The sequence below is a fragment of the Maribacter corallii genome, assembly GCF_047345415.1.
Taxonomy (GTDB): domain Bacteria; phylum Bacteroidota; class Bacteroidia; order Flavobacteriales; family Flavobacteriaceae; genus Maribacter_C.
In genome coordinates this window covers 178653-195963 of sequence record NZ_JBLFEP010000003.1, presented here as the reverse complement: position 1 = coordinate 195963, position 17311 = coordinate 178653, and the positions used below count along the sequence as shown (strand labels likewise).

The following is a 17311-nucleotide window of genomic DNA, read 5'->3' as shown; positions in this document are numbered from 1 at the left end:
CAAGATTTAGTCGATATCCTGAAGAATCGGTCGTAATCTCTTAAGAAGAATGATATTCTGTTCAATTCACAAAGAGTACATAAGGAACGCCTTCTAGATCAATATGATCTACAAAAGCGGGTTCGGGGCTAGGTTTAATGCGTAAGAGGCCACCTTCTTGTTTGCCTACTTTCTTATAGCCGATGAGGATCAGGTCGTTTTTTTCGTCATAGTTGACGGTAGTCGTGGTCTCTATTTCAAATTCAAAATCACGTTTCTCCTCGGTCAAGAAGTTTTCGTATGCATATAGGGTAACCAGATTTTTTGTAAAATCATAGACCGCAGGAATCTCCGGGTAGGTACTCACCGCATCAGCGGCTTTGGGATAATACAACTTGCCGTCCCCATCAAAACAATCAAAGGCATTCGCTGTAAATTTAGGCTCAGTACCTTCGGCATAATTGGTGAATACGAAAGAGAGGCTCGCACTATCAAGTGTCGTATGCAATTCATCGTAGCTAATGATAATCGTATCTTCCGAAGTGTTGAACACACGGCGGGCCCGAAAGCCCAAATTCATCTCATGTATTAAGGAGTTCGAACTGAAATCGAGAACGGATAGATAGTTCTCCTCCGAGAGCTCCACATCAAGGGTCATTATAAAAAGACGGTCGTTGGCTATGGCCAGGTCAAGCGGTTTCTTGTTCAAGGGAACATCAACGAAATCGAGATCGGCACTTTTGCGGTCGATGATCCGTACCCCAAAAGTGGAGGTTTTCTCATCGATCTCACGCTCATAGGCAATACAGATCTTTGTATCGGAAGTCAGCAAAGCGACCGCAGTCAGCATACAATCGTCAAGGTCATCAAAGACATCGATTTCGGCTGTTTCATCTTTGGTAAAATCGTGTCTGGTAATTCTTCCGGAACAGCCGGTTTTATGGTATTGAAAGAATTCACTTCCTTCTAAAGAGGTCAATTGTGGAATGGATTTACTGGCCAAGTTACTTTCCTCCGGATTCAAGGTGAGGAGTTCTCCATTGGCATTCAATAACTGCGGGGCGAGGGTCGCTCCTGAAGACAACATTACGGCATAATCCGCATCGATACTGGTAGGTTTCTCCTCATTGACGATACTATCGTCAGACTTGCTGCAACCTATAATCACTAGAGTGAGCAGCACGTAGATGCTATTGTAGGTTTTCATGATGTACGTATTTGGGTTCACTACAGTTTACACAGGAACCGCATACATCTTAGTACGTTGTTCCCGTATCGTCTTGTCAGACATGTATTCATCGAACGTCAAATACCTATCAATATTGCCCTTGGGCGTCAATTCTATAATACGATTGGCAACCGTTTGGGCAAATTCATGGTCATGGGTCGTGAAAAGCACCGTACCCTTGAAGTTCTTGAGCGAATTGTTAAATGCGGTAATACTTTCAAGATCGAGGTGATTGGTCGGTTCGTCGAGCATCACGGCGTTCGCTCTGAGCATCATCATTCGACTCAACATGCAACGTACTTTTTCACCTCCGGATAAAACCGTGCATTTTTTCAAGGCCTCCTCCCCACTGAAAAGCATTTTCCCCAGAAACCCGCGAATATGTACCTCTTCACGCTCTTCCTCTGTTTTGGCCCATTGCCTCAGCCAATCGACCAAATTGATATCCTCGGTAAAAAAATCGGAATTATCGGCCGGCAGGTACGACTGATTTGTGGTCACTCCCCATTGAAAAGAGCCATTATGAGCTTTTCGGTTATTGTTGATAATTTCATAAAACGCGGTTGTCGCCCTAGAATCCCGTGAAATCACGGCCACTTTGTCTCCTTTGGCCAAATTGATATTCACTCTTTCAAAAAGCACCTCGCCATCCTCTGATTGCGCGGACAGGTTTTCAACGTTTAAAATTTGATCTCCGGCTTCACGCTCCCGTTCAAAAATAATCGCCGGGTAACGGCGGCTTGAGGGCTTGATATCATCGACCTTTAATTTTGATAGCATCTTCTTACGTGAAGTCGCCTGCTTGCTCTTGGCCACATTGGCACTAAAACGGGCAATGAACTCTTGTAGTTCCTTGGCCTTTTCTTCAGACTTTTTGTTTTGCTGCGCGCGCTGACGTGCGGCCAACTGGCTACTCTCGTACCAAAATGTATAATTGCCCGAATAGTGATTGATCTTTCCAAAATCGATATCGGAAATGTGCGTACAGACCGCATCGAGAAAGTGACGGTCATGCGACACCACGATGACGGTGTTGTCATAATGGGCCAAGAAATTTTCGAGCCAGCCAATAGTCTCATAGTCCAGGTCGTTCGTGGGCTCATCCATGATCAATACATCCGGATTACCGAATAGGGCTTGTGCCAACAACACCCGTACCTTTAGTTTGGAATCCATATCGGCCATGGCGGTGTAGTGAAAGTCTTCCGAAATGCCCAAGTTTGAAAGTAAGGCCGCTGCACCACTTTCGGCGTTCCAACCGTCCATTTCCTCGAATTTAACCTGCAACTCCCCTATCTTATCGGCATTTTCATCACTGTAGTCGGCGTAAAGCGCATCGATTTCTTGCTTCAATGCGAACAAAGGTTTGTTCCCCATAACCACCGTTTCGAGCACGGTAGCTTCGTCATAGGCATTGTGGTTTTGCTCCAAAATCGACATCCGCTTTCCCGGTTCGAGGTGTACATGGCCAGAGGTAGGGTCTATCTGTCCGGAAATAATCCGCAAAAAAGTGGATTTTCCGGCGCCATTTGCACCAATGACCCCATAGCAATTTCCTTGGGTGAACGACACATTCACCTCATCGAACAATACGCGCTTTCCAAATTGTACGGATAGATTTGAAACAGATAACATAACACTAGTCTTTACACCTGTATAGCCTCAGGTAATTCGGTGCAAAAATAGAGAGTTTAAACCTAATTTTCTACAATTAAAGCCGTAGTTTTTACAACGGATTTCGGATTGGGGGATTCAGGTATCCCAAAGGGTACGTAATGGACCAGCGTTAACGTAAACCCCTAATTTTTAACGCGCTATTAACAGCAATCGATATACGGGTTTCTTAGTTTTGTTCGTTAGCTAGCATATAGTGTTATATGATTAAAAACTTACTTTTTCTATTTCTTATCGTACTGGCAGGTTGTAATGGAGAAGAAAGAAAATCCCCCAAGGTTTTTTTTGCGGGACAGATTATCAACCCCACCGACGCTTATGTCGTGCTTCTTAAAGGAGAAAAGGTAATCGACTCCGCCAAGTTGGACGAGCGGAACAGATTTTCCTTTGAATTGGATTCCATTACCGCAGGCTTGCACCACTTCAATCACGCCCCTGAATATCAGTATGTTTATCTAGAGACCGGTGATAGCCTGATGGCGCGCCTGAATACTATAGATTTCGATGAATCATTGGTTTTTTCAGGAACGAACTCAAGTGCCGAATTGAACAATTTTCTATTAGACCTGTTCTTGTCCAATGAAAAGGAGGAAAATGCCATTCTCAAAAAATTCTATGGGTTAGAGCCACAAGAGTTCGCCCATCATGTTGATTCGTTGCGCGCTGAAAAACTAGAGAATCTTGAAAACTTGATTTCCGAAGTGGAACTGTCCGATAGCGCTGAGGCTGTTGCCAAAGCCAGTATCGATTACACGTATTTCAATTACAAAGAGGAGTACCCGTTTGCTCATCGCAAGCATACCGGACAGAATGTACTCAAAAATATTCCAAAGGATTTTTATGACTATCGCGAAGCGATCAGTTTTACCAATCCCCATTTAAATTACTTGAGGCCTTACTATGACTTCATGCAGGCCCATATCAAGAACCTCTCTTTCTCTACCTGTGCATCTTCCTGTGAGATCAAAGGCGGGCATGTGCGGAATCAATTGCATTTTAATAGGCATAAATTAAGTCTTATCGACAGCCTTGTACAGGAAAACGAGCTGAAGGACAATCTATTTCGGAATGTGGCCTTCAATTACTTGCTGGCGGCCAATGATACCGAAAAAAACATAGAGAGTTTTATTACCGATTTTCATTTGCGATCCGGAAACAATAGGCATATCAAGGAAATCAACGAACTCTATGAAGGTATTCAGAATGTGCAACCTAAGAAAAAAATACCCAATGTCTTGGTAAGCAATATGGCCGGTGAAAAGATTTCACTACAAGATATTTCAAAGGATGGCAAGGTGGTGTTCTACTTCTGGACCGGTGACGACAGAGGCCATTTCAAAAGTATCCTCAAAAGGGTGGAGCACTTGTCAGAAACGAAAAAGGAGTACACATTCGTGGGCATCAACATCAAAACGGATGACAGCACCTGGCGCGGAATGGTCGATTCTTACGGACTTGAGAGCGAAAAGCAGTTCAAAGCCGACAATTTTGAAGAAATCACCAAGGCGTTGATCATTCATCATCTCAACCGATGTGTGATTACCGAAGATGCGACCATTATCGATGCCTTTTCAGATATGTATACCGCTTCCTTATAAGACGTAAAAAAGCCCTGGTTTATTTGAATATCCAGGGCTTTTTTGACTTCTTTATCTTTCGATTCTATTTCAATTTCCTTTTTGATAATCGGCCAAGAATTTGGCAAGTCCGCTATCGGTAAGGGGGTGCTTTAATAAACCTTCGATCGACGACAACGGTCCTGTCATGACATCGGCCCCGATTTTGGCACAATCGATAACATGCATCGTATGGCGCACCGAAGCGGCCAGAATCTGCGTCTCAAAAGCATAATTATCATAAATATGTCGGATCTCGGCGATAAGATTGAGTCCGTCGGTAGAAATATCATCGAGTCTACCGATAAATGGTGACACATAAGTGGCTCCGGCCTTCGCCGCTAATAACGCCTGACCAGGTGAAAAAACCAAGGTACAGTTGGTGCGTATGCCCTTATCGGAAAAATATTTCAAGGCTTTTATACCATCTTTTATCATCGGTACTTTGACCACGATCTGCTCGTGCAACTCGGCCAGCTCCTCCCCTTCTTTGACCATCGCCTCAAAATCGGTGGAAATCACCTCGGCCGAAACATCCCCTTCTACGATAGTACAAATGTCTACATAGTGTTTCAAGATATTATTTCTTCCGGTAATCCCTTCCTTCGCCATCAAAGAAGGATTGGTGGTCACTCCATCAAGAACTCCCAACGCCTGGGCCTCACGTATCTGATCCAGATTGGCCGTATCGATAAAAAATTTCATATTGCTATTCGGTTTATATTAAAAATTGATGCTACAAAGGGAATATTACCCTAATACACCCGCGAAATTACAACTTATAATGCTTCAATAACATTTTCTCAAAGACTTTATCGGGCAACGCCTTCTTTAAGATCAATGAAAATTTCTGGGTAAAGGTTCCTACTTTATAGTGCACCTTAGGGTGTTCGGTCTTGATGATCTTTAGAACCATCTTGGCGACCAGAATCGGGTCTTCGCCACGGTCTACGTGCTCATCTATCTGTTGTAATACGGAGCCATAGGACTTCCGGTATGGAGAAGCATCAAGCAGTGGAGTGTGATACCTTCCGGCCGCAATATTGGTAGCGAAATCGCCAGGGGCCAAATTGGTGATGGCTATACCAAAATCCTTGGTTTCCATTCGCAAGGCTTCGGTGGCAATTTCTAAAGCGCCCTTGGTTGCCGAATAGATTCCCCGATAGGGCAAGCCCATATAGCCGGCGATGGAAGTGATATTGATAATGAGTCCGGCTTTTTGCCCGCGCATTTGCGGCAAAACCGATTTGATTACATGAAGGGGCCCATTAAAATTGGTATCAAAGGCAGCTAAAATCTCTTTAGCAGGCGTTTCTTCAATAGGGCCGGTAATACCCACACCGGCATTGTTGATCAATACATCTAAACGGTGTTCTTTCTTGAGTAATTGGGTTATCGCCTTTTCGACCGAGGCAGGATCACGAACATCCATTTCAAGCAGCGGAAAGGTATGGAAATCTGGGTATTTGTTCAATGAACGCGTCGTACCGTATACCGTATATCCTTTGGCGACCAAATACGTTCCGATAGCCTTACCGATACCGGAAGAACCACCCGTAATCAGTACTGTTTTATTCTCCATAAGGATTACAAAATTAGGGATAAATCGATCGCCGAAAAAATTAGATTGCAAAGTCGTTCCTCAAAATATATCGTGAAAAACCTTGAATTTCGGGTACAAAAAAAGGCAAGCTACCTACATCGCACCGCTACAACCATATACCCTTGCTGCGTTCCCACCCTGGGGGATTCTACAGGAGCTGGTCGTGTAGGACTTGCCAGATGCAAAGATACAATGTTTTAAAACTTTCACAATCCTTTTCGCATTCCTTTTTACATTCTTAATTTTACGCCGTGGTGTTTTCGTCGAATGAGCGAATATCCATTGTGACCTATGACCAGTAATCGGGGTCATACCAGACCAAAATCTAAAATAGTGACTTTAATGAATTTCATCAAATTAGTACGGCATAGTTTTCTGATCTTCCTGTTGGCCGCTTGCGGCGGGGAAAAAAAAGCGGTCCTCTTCGAAATACAGACCGAAGGCAATAGTTTTCGGCAAAATGAACAGATTGCGATTTCCATTAAAAATGAGAAGGGAAAGGAAATCAAGGGAGTTACCTATTCCATTGATGGTAAGGAATTGGCATACAACGACGGAAAGGTCGTCTTAGACATTCCTAAACTAGGCAATAAAACGCTTAAGGCAAGTGTTTCATACGAAGATACCCAAACCGATATCACAAAGGGCATCAAGGTATTGGCCGAAAATGCGCCCCAATTGTACACCTACGAAATCGTAAACGAATTTCCGCATGACAATAACGCGTATACCCAAGGGCTTGAGTTCCACAACGACACCCTCTATGAAAGCACGGGGAAGAAAGGGCGATCGTTCGTAAGAAAGGTCGATTTTAAGACAGGAAAAGCCCTAGATCAAATTGATTTGGACAACACTATTTTCGGAGAAGGGATTACCATCTTAAATGGAAAAATCTATCAGTTGACATGGCACAGCGGTATGGGCTTTATTTATGACCTGAACACCTTTGAGAAACTAGATAATTTCCAATACGGCGAAAGCAAGGAAGGTTGGGGCTTGACCAATGATGGAAATAGAATCTTTAAGAGCGATGGCACCGAAAAACTATGGCTATTGAATTCGGATACGCTAAAGGAAGAAGACTATATCGAGATTGTCACCAACAAATCAATTTTCGACAATGCGAATGAATTGGAATACGTCGATGGAAAAATCTATGCCAATGTCTGGCAAAAATCCGGTGTTATGATCATAAATGCCGATAGTGGGGCCATTGAGGGTGTGGTCAATTTTGGCGGATTGAGTGCGAAAGTGACCAAAGGCGAAAATTGGAGCGACACCGATAATGTGCTCAATGGCATTGCCTACCATCCGACTAGAAAAACGTTTTTCGTCACAGGGAAGGATTGGGACAAGCTGTTCGAGGTCAATATCATAAAGAAGTAGTCACCAACATGGAATATTTTGAAAAGACCCTGACCGTAACCGAAGATGATCTCGATGATCTGCATCACGTCAATAACGTACGTTATGTGCAATGGATCCAAGACATTTCTAAGGCGCACTGGCAAGCTAAAGCCCCGATTGAAATGCAAGAGGGTGTAGTCTGGGTGGTGATGAACCACCACATCAGTTATAAAAGCGCTGCGGTTTTGGGTGATGTCATAACCATGCGCACCCATATTGCCGAAAGTCGAGGCGCTACCTCCATCAGGGTAGTCGAAATGTATGCTGCTAAAACAAATCTTCTTTTATTACGTTCAAAAACCGAGTGGTGCCTGTTGAATAAAGAAACGTTACGGCCCACAAGAATATCCGACGCTATAAAAAGCGTTTTTACGAAAGAGGTCACCTAATCCATCCGACGTGGTGCCCGATACTAATTAAACACTTAATCGGTGATTCAGAACATGCGCTCCTCATTTCTCCTTATCATACTCTTCCTTATCGGGATACTCTGGAGTTCATGCCGAAAGGATCTTGAATATGCTGCAAGCGCCGGCAATCTTGAGTTTTCAAAAGACACGGTATTTCTTGACACGGTGTTTACAGGAATCAGCAGTAGCACCCGTACCTTGAAAGTGTATAATCGAACCCGGGACGATATTGAAATACCAAGCATTCGCCTTGCCCAAGGACAGAACAGTAGCTACCGTCTGAACGTTGATGGCGAGGCAGGGAAAGAATTCGATAACATACCCCTATTGGCTCGAGACAGTCTTTTTATCTTCATTGAATCTACCTTTGAACTTGGAGAAACGGCACCGTCGGAATTCTTGAACACCGAAGCGATCCAGTTCGATACCGGAGCCAACCTGCAGGAGGTGCAATTGGTTACTTTGGTCAAGGATGCCGTTTTTTTGTTTCCACGGACCACGGCGAACGGCACTAAGGAAACAGTGGATCTTGGCCTTGATCCAGACGGCAACCAGATCACCATTGAAGGGTTTTATCTTGACGATCAGCAATTGGTATTCACCGATGAAAAACCGTATGTGGTCTATGGCTACGCCGCTGTACCCGAGGAAAGGCAATTACGTATGGAAGCGGGCACCCGTGTCTTTTTTCACAAAGATTCGGGAATTCTGGTCGGCTCCGGCGCGACTATTCAGATTAATGGGCAATTGAGTGACAATCAAGAACTCATGGAAAACGAGGTGATCTTCGAAGGAGATCGGCTTGAATCGGCCCTTGCGGAAGTACCGGGCCAATGGGGCGCTGTATGGATCGCCTCGGGCAGTGTCAATAACACGATCGACCACCTCACGATACGCAACGCGACTACCGGTATTTTGGTCGAAGGTGACGGTTTGCTCGAGACCCCTACCCTACAGTTGAGGAACACTCAGATCCTGAATAGCGCCAGTAACAATCTCTGGGCGAGATCGGCCTATATCCAGGCCGAAAACGTAGTCTTGGGCGGTGCAGGAAACAGCGCTTTGTACTGTAATCTGGGGGGCACCTATTCCTTTACCCACTGTACGATCGCCAATTTCTGGCAAAACGGTTTCAGAGCCGGAGCAGCCTTGGAAATCGATAACTTCAACGCTTCGGAATCGGCCGATCTCCGTACGGCCGATTTTACCAACTGTATCATTGATGGCAATACGTTTTTGGAATTGAGCCTGCGCACTAATGGTACGAACGACTTCAACTATTCGTTCACCAACTGTATGATCAAGTTTCGCGACAGTGGAAACCAGTTTGAAAATGACCCGTTGTATGATTTTGACAATAGAGCACTGTACAGTGAGATCCTACTGAACGAGGTACCCAACTTTTTTGACGCTTCCGGGGCTGATTTCAGAATCGCGGAATTCTCGCCCGCTCGTGACCGTGCCGATTTTGAAGGTGCTGCGCAAGTTCCTTTGGATCTATCGGGGAATGACCGTACCGGTTCGCCCGATATCGGAGCCTATGAAGTAGTTATCGAAAACTAACGCACTACTGCCGCCTTTTTTGTATCTTAGAAAGTAGAAGTTTACCTCCGAAAGTCATCGGTACTCCCCCCCTCCTCCGTTTTTGAATTTCTACCGAAGAAATGAGGCAGCGCAAAAAACATCTTCTTATATTTCATAATTTGTAAGATTTTTCTTTCTTTTAGAAAAATTTATAACCTATTCGTCCTGAAACCTCCATTTTTATAAGGTTTTTGTAGGGTTTCTTTTGTTCAACTAATACTAATTTTGAGATGAAACTACTTGGAGATATGCAGTTTAGCTACACCATAATCAATTCTGATGTTTCTTCCAATTTGCAGCTACAGCTTTTTTTGGAAGAATATGGTGATTTTGTTTGCGCTTCTATTTCAAAGAATTGTAAAGAAGGGTTGAACGCTATTCTCAAGTTTTCCCCTGATATCGTTTTTATCAACCTTAATGATAGTCCAGAGTCTTCGTTTCACATGACCAGTGAGCTACATCAATACGATAATAAGATTCCCATTGTGATCGGAATCTCAAGTAGTAAGGACCATGCCTATGAGGCTATCAAGAACAATTTTTTCGACTATTGGTTGCTGCCCTATGATGAATTCGATATTCGCAAATCATTGTTGCGACTCAAAAAGATAATGCCTGCAGAAGAGACGCCGCCGACCCTTTGTCTCAAATCTTACCGTGACTTCCAATATTTGAATACCGATGATATTCTGTATTTACAGGCCGATAATAACGCAACGGAATTTATCATGAAAGATGGCACGGTCAATAACGCCTTTAAGACATTGAAGACCTTCGAACAACAATTACCTCCAAATTTCGTTCGTATACATCAGAGCTATATTGTCAATATCAACTACATTTCAGGGATTAGTTACGGAAGAGGCCTCTGCACTTTAAAGTTGCGCAAACTGCAACTTCCCTTTTCAAAATCGTACCGTAACAATATCGATGAGCTCAAAAACCTGCTTACAAAAAACACCATTTCCACACTGAATTAAATCGATTCTCTTAAAATCGGTTCAAATACTCGCAGACTACTACCATTCACTAGCAAAATGCTTAAGAGGTCACCCTAATGACGGGGTACCCTTAGATTTACCCTATCGAAAAATAATCAAATAACCCCTTAAAATTATGAAGATGAAAAAAGTAGCAAGTATTTTGGCAGTTGTTGTATTTAGTGTAGGTCTACTTTCATGCGAAGCAGAAAGTACCGCAGAAACGGATACACTTTATGAATTGAACGCAAGTGATGGTGATGAAACCCAAACGGAAGGAAGGGACAGCTAGACTATATTAAAAATTCGAAGCCCTAAACATTTTGTTTAGGGCTTTTTTTATACCTTGTATCTAACAAACGTATATCCCTTTGCTATCAAAAATCAGCGGCATCTCTTCTACTTCCTAATTGCGTTTCTTCTGAGCAGCTCTTGTAAGGAGGTTAACCGTAATAGGACTATATCTAATCAATCACAAACCGATAGTATAGGAGTGTTGATTAAACAGGGTCGGGATAAAAAGAATTCTTTTGAAGAACGCTCGGCCTATCTTGAAAAGGCGGAAGCCTTATCAAAAAGCATGAAGGACTCCTTAAAGGTAAAGTACTTCTCCAAACTGTCCCTTGCTTATCTTCGATTGAAAGACTCCTCAAAATTTAGAAAGGCTAATACAACAGCTTTGGCTTTAGCAAAAAAAATGGGGGACTCAACTGCCAAAGCTGAGGCACATTGGGATTTGGCCGAATTTCTAAGAGCGAATTCGGTAGCGGACAGCGCCTACTATCATTTTGCTTCTGCTCAAAAACTTTATAATGCACTTGGCGAAAATGATTATTCAGGCCGTATGTTTTACAATATGGCCATTGTACAACTTGATGTCAGGGACTATACGGGAAGTGAAATCAATACGGTTAAGGCTATTGAACTATTAAAACCAATAAATGCCAATAGGCAATTGTACCGGTGCTATAACAATTTAGCGATTATTTCAAGGGAATTCAAGAATTACAATCAAGCATTGACCTACCATCAAGAAGGTCAGCAATATCTTAAAAAGAGTAAATCAAGGGACGCTTTGGAAATAGGATTAAAAAACAATATTGGTTCCACTTACAAAAAACAAGGCGATTTTATGGCAGCCAAAATTCTTTTTGAAGAAGTGGTGACTGTAGATAGTATCTATTTTAAAAACCCAAGATTGTATGCCAGGTCTATCAATAACCTGGCTTATAGCAAACTTAAATTGAATGAGGAGTCGGAATTGCCCGAACTTTTTTATAAAGCAATGCATATTCAAGACAGTATCGGCGATACTTTTGAATTGGCACATACGAACTATAATCTTGGGGAATATTATCTTAAACAAAAAGATACTGCAAAAGCCCTTGGCCTCTTGAATAAGGCCCACGACCTTGCCAAGCAAAGTAGCAACTATAGCCGTTTATTGGAAACGCTAAAGTTGCTGCCTAAAGCAAATCCGAAAAATGCAAGAGACTATGTGCAGGAGTACATTGCTTTAAATGATAGTCTACAGACGGAAGACCGTAAAATACGTAATAAATTTGCCCGTATCCGTTTCGAAACCGATGAAGTGGTCGCCGAAAACGAATTGTTGGCACGCCAACGGCAATTATGGACCGGTATCGCCCTGACCCTGCTCTTATTAGGTATCGCCGCTTTTGTTATTATCTCCCAACGCATCAAAAATCAAAAACTGAAATTTCAACAAGAACAGCAGACCAGTAACCAAGAGATTTTGGATCTCTTGCTTTCCCAGGGCGAAAAATTACAGGAGGGCAAACAAATCGAACAAAAACGCATTTCGGAAGAACTACACGATGGTGTGCAAGGCAGGCTGCAAGGCGCCCGCATGATGTTACTGGGCTTGAACAAGCGTGATGACGACGATGCCAAAAGTGAACGGTCAAGGGCTATTGTCATGCTAAAGGACATACAGGAAGAGGTACGATCGATTTCTCATGAATTGAGCCATGCAGCCTATCAAAAAATTCATAACTTTATACTGTCATTGGAAGATTTGAAGACAACAATCGAAAAGTCTGCCGATATTACGATCGATTTCAACTATGCCGAGCATTTGGATTGGGATGCGCTCAATAGCGATATCAAGATCAATCTCTACCGCATTATTCAAGAAAGTCTTCAAAATGCCGTGAAGCACGCCCAATGTACACATATTGATTTGCAATTAACGGCAGATACAGCCACAGTAGGGGTTCGTATTACTGACAACGGCAAAGGATTCGTTGTCAAAAAAGGAAAAAAGGGTATCGGAATGCGAAATATCGCTTCTAGAACAACAAAAGTAAACGGTACTTGGAACATTGAAAGTGAGATCGGAAACGGCACGACCGTGTCCCTGACCATTCCGATCATTAAAAAAGACACTAGAAAAGAAGCCAAGAAGGAATCCGAGAATCTACAAAACGCATAGATGAACGAAGAAGACGAAGAACAAAGGATCATACGTATTTTGGCCATCGATGATCATGAGATGACCACCACCGGGTATAAATACATTCTTGAAGCGGAAGACTTCGATGATTTTAAGGTACGGGTCGACATTGCAACAAGTTATGAGGCCGGTAAGGAGAAAATCGAGTTTTCGGCGCGCTCCTTGAACTACGACATCATTTTATTGGACATTCAACTATTTCCGACCCATGAGCGCGATATTCGCAGCGGTGAGGACCTCGGGGTATTGGCCCGTGAAATCGTTCCGGAATCAAGAGTGGTCTTTATGTCATCATATAGTGATAACTTACGAATTAACAGCATCTTCAAATCAGTCGATCCAGACGGGTACATGGTCAAATCGGAAATCGATGAAAAATCACTTCGAACCATGGTCGAGACGGTCATTGACAAACCACCCTATTATACCGCGGGTGCCTTTACAGCCATTCGAAGAAGAATGAAAAACGATCTTGTCATTGACGAACTGGATAAAAAGATACTGTATTATATCTCCATCGGCACACGTACTAAAGATATCGCTCCCCTTATATCCTCCGCGACCACCACGGTCGAGTCGAGAAAACGCCAGTTAAAAACCCTCTTCGGGATAGAAAGCGGTAACGATATTGCCCTAATTGAAGAAGCGCGGCGCAAAGGCTTCATTTAAATTGCACTTTTTTTGTTTTCAATATTTTTTAACTATTTGATTTTCAAATATTTAAAAAATATTGAATCATCGACCTACGAAAACCTCCGTTTTTATGCGGTTTTCCTATGGTGGCGGGTCATGGTTAAAAAGTACATTTGATAGAAATGCTAATTTCTTATTACCTAACATGCCATCAAAGCACGAGAATTTCAGGAATAACCCTTCGGTCAGACTCAATAGGAGCAACCGTATTGAAGGCTTATGCTCTTTTAAGAAGGACCTAGAGAAATACTTTTTTTCACAGGTCGCCATACATGAATGCATCGAGGATTCGGAATCCGCCAAACTGGTTTTGGAGATTAGCTGTAATTTCGGTATTACCGAAATGTTACATCATTTGAATATCGGTACGTGGGGAAATTTCAATAGTCCCGACCTTAACTTTTCAGAACTACTGGAGACCCTTAAGGAAAGTAACGACTTTGATATTGAGATAGAAGAGCTGTCTTTTTTCATGAAGGATACGTCTATCATCATCAACAAAATTTATGATGAAAGTATTCCAGAGCAGCTGGAAGCTATTTTACAGTCCTTAAGTGAGAACTTTGTACACTTTACGAAAGGAGTGACCGAGATTCCCTATGAAATCTATGTTCCCATTTTTGAAGAGAGCCTTATCGAAAATGATATGACCCTGATGAAGAATATCATATACGGCAATCACGACATTCAAGATTATTTCAAGTATTGGGGACTGTATTTTTATTCCGACGATGGGGCATTGATCTACGACCTCAAAAATACCGCGATCATTTCAGGTGATTTGCATATGTTGAACTGGTAGCCCAACAACCCAATAACGATTAACGGATAACACAGTCGAGCCTTTCGGGCCCAAGTTTCTATTCGCTAGGCACTGAACAAGGGCCTGCCCTTCATCAATTCATTGACCTTGGTACGAACATTAGCGATAATGGATTCATCTTCAGGATGGGTCAAAACCTCATCTACGAATTCGACAATGGTGGCCATATCCGCTTCCTTTAGGCCCCTTGTTGTAATGGCCGCCGTACCAAAACGGATACCAGAAGTAACAAAAGGGGATTTATCATCAAAAGGAACCATATTTTTATTAGCGGTAATATCGGCCTGTACCAAAATTCGTTCGGCATCTTTTCCGGTAATGTCCTTATTTCGAAGGTCGATCAACATCATATGGTTATCCGTTCCTCCTGAAATCAAATGGTAATCCTTGGCTACAAATGCAGCAGCCATTGCGGCCGCATTTTTCTTGACCTGTAGCATATAGTTTAAAAAATCATCGGTCAACGCTTCTCCAAAGGCAATGGCTTTCGCGGCAATGATATGTTCTAACGGGCCTCCTTGGTTGCCCGGGAACACAGCCAAATCCAATAGCGCGGACATTTTTCTTAGCTTACCGTTCTTCAGCGTAATCCCAAAGGGGTTTTCAAAATCCTGACCCATCAAAATGAGTCCGCCCCTAGGGCCTCTCAAGGTTTTGTGTGTCGTGGTCGTAACGATATGGCAATGTGGAATGGGATCGTTCAAAATACCTTTGGCAATTAGGCCGGCGGGGTGTGCGATATCCGCCAATAGAATGGCACCAACGCTATCGGCAATTTCACGAAAGCGCTTGAAATCCATGTCACGCGAATAGGCCGAAGCCCCCGCAATGATCATTTTCGGTTGCTCTCGCGTTGCGATTTCTTGAATATGGTCGTAATTCAACACACCGGTTTCCTTTTCCACTCCGTAAAAAACAGGATTGTAAAGTCTTCCCGAAAAATTTACAGGCGACCCGTGGGTCAGGTGACCGCCGTGGGAGAGGTCAAAACCTAAAACGGTTTCTCCCGGTTTCAAACAGGCGTGGTAGACCGCGGCATTTGCCTGAGATCCCGAGTGTGGCTGTACATTGGCATAGGCCGCACCGAAAAGTGCCTTCGCACGATCAATAGCCAACTGTTCTACTTCATCGACCACCTCACAACCGCCATAATATCGCTTTCCGGGATACCCTTCAGCATACTTGTTGGTAAGTACCGAACCCGCAGCCTCCATTACTTGCGGACTGGTAAAATTTTCCGAGGCGATAAGTTCGACTCCGTTGAGTTGTCGTTCCTTTTCGGCTTCGATCAAATCAAAAATTTGCTGGTCTCTTTGCATCTTGCACTATTCTGTTAAATGAGCGGTAAAAATACAAATTGCCGTCCTTTAATTAGTGGAAAATAATATATTTGATACGTTATTTATCAAATACAAATTAACAATTCGTCCATGCCCGAGAATACGAACGATCCTGCTAAAAAATCTTGGCTCGAAGTAGCCCAAGATTCCGACTTCCCCATTCAAAATATACCCTTCGGGGTTTTTCTGACCCGAGATGATATCATCACTATCGGTACACGGATCGGCGATTATGCCATTGATTTGGGGGCCTTACACCAGCTGGGTTATTTTGAGGGTATACCGCTGACCGATGATATCTTTCTACAGGACACCCTGAACGATTTCATATCGGATGGAAAAAAGACCTGGCGCGCAGTGCGCAATAGGATAAGCGAATTATTCGATATTGAAAATCCAAGCCTGCAACAAAATGAAGATCATAAAAAGGTCGTTTTGTTCGCTATGGACGAAATTGAAATGAAACTACCGGTTCAAATCGGTGACTACACTGATTTTTATTCAAGTAAGGAACATGCCACGAATGTAGGTACCATGTTTCGCGACCCGGAAAATGCCTTGATGCCCAATTGGCTGCATATACCGGTGGGCTACCACGGTCGTAGCTCGACCATTGTGCCCAGTGGTATTCCGGTACGTAGGCCTGTCGGGCAGACCTTCCCGAAAGGGGCGGAACATCCCGTATTCGGTCCTTCACGTCTGGTCGATTTTGAATTGGAAATGGCGTTTATTACGACCGATGCCAATGCCTTGGGAGAAGCCATACCGATTGCCGAAGCGGAAGACTATATTTTTGGAATGGTACTCTTCAATGATTGGAGTGCCCGCGACATTCAAAAATGGGAATACGTCCCCCTCGGCCCGTTTCTGGCCAAGAATTTCGCTTCTTCCATTTCCCCTTGGATCGTTACGATGGATGCTTTGGAGCCCTTCCGCGTGGAAAGTCCCAAACAAGATCCTGAGCCCTTTCCCTATCTCAGACACCAGGGAGCGAACAGTTATGACATTCACTTAGAAGTTGCTATTGCCCCTGAAGGCGAAGAAGCGACCACGGTAACCCGATCCAACTTCAAGTATATGTATTGGACTATGGTACAACAGCTGGCGCATCATACGGTCAATGGCTGTACGATCAATAGTGGCGATATGATGGGGAGTGGAACAATATCCGGACCTACCCCCGACTCTTATGGTTCTATGCTCGAACTTTCTTGGCAAGGCACCAAACCGGTACCACTAAAGAACAATATCGAGCGAAAGTTCATTGCCGATAACGACACGGTCATCTTGAAAGGATTCTGCGAAAAAAGCGGTAGTCGGATCGGTTTTGGAGAGGTGTCCACTAAATTACTTCCCGCGCGCGAAATAGATTAGGCATTTTATTGATTTAAATGGGCATTTGAACGGTATTATACGAATGTTCATCGTTTTACGTTTACGAGACATACCATTTTGGCATGGCTGTTGAAATTGTATCCCTAAATCATAAAATCCCTAA

At 43.3% G+C, this 17311-nt stretch carries 15 protein-coding genes and 1 other RNA gene; 10 read left to right on the top strand and 6 right to left on the bottom strand.

The features are described 5' to 3' along the window. Nucleotides 1-61: 61 nt before the first annotated feature. Nucleotides 62-1186, bottom strand: coding sequence for a hypothetical protein (locus ACKWCA_RS10850; protein WP_413978219.1), 1125 nt, complete (start codon nt 1184-1186; stop codon nt 62-64). 27 nt (nt 1187-1213) lie between these two features. Next, entirely contained in the window at nt 1214-2842 is a 1629-nt protein-coding gene (locus tag ACKWCA_RS10845) for an ABC-F family ATP-binding cassette domain-containing protein (protein ID WP_413978218.1), read from the bottom strand. A gap of 242 nt (nt 2843-3084) precedes the next feature. Between ACKWCA_RS10845 and ACKWCA_RS10840 the strand changes: the two genes are divergently transcribed. Next, nucleotides 3085-4479 carry a TlpA family protein disulfide reductase gene (locus tag ACKWCA_RS10840; RefSeq protein ID WP_413978217.1) on the top strand — a complete coding sequence of 465 codons (1395 nt, stop codon included), beginning with the start codon at nt 3085-3087 and terminating at the stop codon, nt 4477-4479. A gap of 69 nt (nt 4480-4548) precedes the next feature. On the opposite strand, the gene fsa is transcribed toward ACKWCA_RS10840, so the two are convergent. From fsa to ffs, 3 genes are all read right to left on the bottom strand, one after another. After that, nucleotides 4549-5202 (bottom strand): fructose-6-phosphate aldolase, encoded by a 654-nt coding sequence (gene fsa, locus ACKWCA_RS10835; RefSeq protein ID WP_413978216.1) that lies wholly within the window; start codon nt 5200-5202, stop codon nt 4549-4551. A 67-nt stretch (nt 5203-5269) separates the two neighbouring features. Further along, entirely contained in the window at nt 5270-6079 is an 810-nt protein-coding gene (locus ACKWCA_RS10830) for an SDR family oxidoreductase (RefSeq protein WP_413978215.1), read from the bottom strand. A 100-nt stretch (nt 6080-6179) separates the two neighbouring features. Further along, nucleotides 6180-6278: signal recognition particle sRNA small type (gene ffs, locus ACKWCA_RS10825), an RNA gene on the bottom strand. A 164-nt stretch (nt 6279-6442) separates the two neighbouring features. Here ffs and ACKWCA_RS10820 point away from each other — a divergent pair. The 8 genes from ACKWCA_RS10820 (at nt 6443) to ACKWCA_RS10785 (ending at nt 14452) form a co-directional block, all read left to right on the top strand. Continuing rightward, a complete protein-coding gene (locus tag ACKWCA_RS10820; protein ID WP_413978214.1) occupies nt 6443-7486 on the top strand; it encodes a glutaminyl-peptide cyclotransferase in 1044 nt (347 codons plus the stop codon). 8 nt (nt 7487-7494) lie between these two features. Beyond that, nucleotides 7495-7896: an acyl-CoA thioesterase gene (locus tag ACKWCA_RS10815; RefSeq protein WP_413978213.1), complete on the top strand. Its 402-nt coding sequence runs from the start codon at nt 7495-7497 to the stop codon at nt 7894-7896. A 42-nt stretch (nt 7897-7938) separates the two neighbouring features. Continuing rightward, entirely contained in the window at nt 7939-9480 is a 1542-nt protein-coding gene (locus tag ACKWCA_RS10810; protein WP_413978212.1) for a hypothetical protein, read from the top strand. A 251-nt stretch (nt 9481-9731) separates the two neighbouring features. After that, the gene (locus tag ACKWCA_RS10805) at nt 9732-10481 is read left to right on the top strand and encodes a LytR/AlgR family response regulator transcription factor (RefSeq protein WP_413978211.1); all 750 of its coding nucleotides are present in this window, start codon (nt 9732-9734) and stop codon (nt 10479-10481) included. Nucleotides 10482-10623: 142 nt separating this feature from the next. Continuing rightward, nucleotides 10624-10773 carry a hypothetical protein gene (locus ACKWCA_RS10800; RefSeq protein WP_413978210.1) on the top strand — a complete coding sequence of 50 codons (150 nt, stop codon included), beginning with the start codon at nt 10624-10626 and terminating at the stop codon, nt 10771-10773. A 201-nt stretch (nt 10774-10974) separates the two neighbouring features. Beyond that, nucleotides 10975-12936 carry a tetratricopeptide repeat-containing sensor histidine kinase gene (locus tag ACKWCA_RS10795; RefSeq protein WP_413978209.1) on the top strand — a complete coding sequence of 654 codons (1962 nt, stop codon included), beginning with the start codon at nt 10975-10977 and terminating at the stop codon, nt 12934-12936. Then, nucleotides 12937-13626 carry a response regulator gene (locus ACKWCA_RS10790; RefSeq protein ID WP_413978208.1) on the top strand — a complete coding sequence of 230 codons (690 nt, stop codon included), beginning with the start codon at nt 12937-12939 and terminating at the stop codon, nt 13624-13626. Nucleotides 13627-13795: 169 nt separating this feature from the next. After that, nucleotides 13796-14452 (top strand): hypothetical protein, encoded by a 657-nt coding sequence (locus tag ACKWCA_RS10785; protein WP_413978207.1) that lies wholly within the window; start codon nt 13796-13798, stop codon nt 14450-14452. 65 nt (nt 14453-14517) lie between these two features. On the opposite strand, the gene glyA is transcribed toward ACKWCA_RS10785, so the two are convergent. After that, nucleotides 14518-15792 (bottom strand): serine hydroxymethyltransferase, encoded by a 1275-nt coding sequence (glyA, locus tag ACKWCA_RS10780; protein ID WP_413978206.1) that lies wholly within the window; start codon nt 15790-15792, stop codon nt 14518-14520. 111 nt (nt 15793-15903) lie between these two features. On the opposite strand from glyA, the gene fahA reads away from it, so the two are divergent. After that, nucleotides 15904-17187, top strand: a complete 1284-nt coding sequence (gene fahA / locus ACKWCA_RS10775; RefSeq protein ID WP_413978205.1) for a fumarylacetoacetase — start codon at nt 15904-15906, stop codon at nt 17185-17187. Nucleotides 17188-17311 lie beyond the last annotated feature (124 nt).

What these genes read in the sequence shown, in the direction of transcription:
- ACKWCA_RS10850 (WP_413978219.1), bottom strand. Translation starts at nt 1,186, where the DNA reads ATGAAAACCTACAATAGCATCTACGTGCTGCTCACTCTAGTGATTATA.
- ACKWCA_RS10845 (WP_413978218.1), bottom strand. Translation starts at nt 2,842, where the DNA reads ATGTTATCTGTTTCAAATCTATCCGTACAATTTGGAAAGCGCGTATTG.
- ACKWCA_RS10840 (WP_413978217.1), top strand. Translation starts at nt 3,085, where the DNA reads ATGATTAAAAACTTACTTTTTCTATTTCTTATCGTACTGGCAGGTTGT.
- fsa (WP_413978216.1), bottom strand. Translation starts at nt 5,202, where the DNA reads ATGAAATTTTTTATCGATACGGCCAATCTGGATCAGATACGTGAGGCC.
- ACKWCA_RS10830 (WP_413978215.1), bottom strand. Translation starts at nt 6,079, where the DNA reads ATGGAGAATAAAACAGTACTGATTACGGGTGGTTCTTCCGGTATCGGT.
- ACKWCA_RS10820 (WP_413978214.1), top strand. Translation starts at nt 6,443, where the DNA reads ATGAATTTCATCAAATTAGTACGGCATAGTTTTCTGATCTTCCTGTTG.
- ACKWCA_RS10815 (WP_413978213.1), top strand. Translation starts at nt 7,495, where the DNA reads ATGGAATATTTTGAAAAGACCCTGACCGTAACCGAAGATGATCTCGAT.
- ACKWCA_RS10805 (WP_413978211.1), top strand. Translation starts at nt 9,732, where the DNA reads ATGAAACTACTTGGAGATATGCAGTTTAGCTACACCATAATCAATTCT.
- ACKWCA_RS10800 (WP_413978210.1), top strand. Translation starts at nt 10,624, where the DNA reads ATGAAAAAAGTAGCAAGTATTTTGGCAGTTGTTGTATTTAGTGTAGGT.
- ACKWCA_RS10790 (WP_413978208.1), top strand. Translation starts at nt 12,937, where the DNA reads ATGAACGAAGAAGACGAAGAACAAAGGATCATACGTATTTTGGCCATC.
- ACKWCA_RS10785 (WP_413978207.1), top strand. Translation starts at nt 13,796, where the DNA reads ATGCCATCAAAGCACGAGAATTTCAGGAATAACCCTTCGGTCAGACTC.
- glyA (WP_413978206.1), bottom strand. Translation starts at nt 15,792, where the DNA reads ATGCAAAGAGACCAGCAAATTTTTGATTTGATCGAAGCCGAAAAGGAA.
- fahA (WP_413978205.1), top strand. Translation starts at nt 15,904, where the DNA reads ATGCCCGAGAATACGAACGATCCTGCTAAAAAATCTTGGCTCGAAGTA.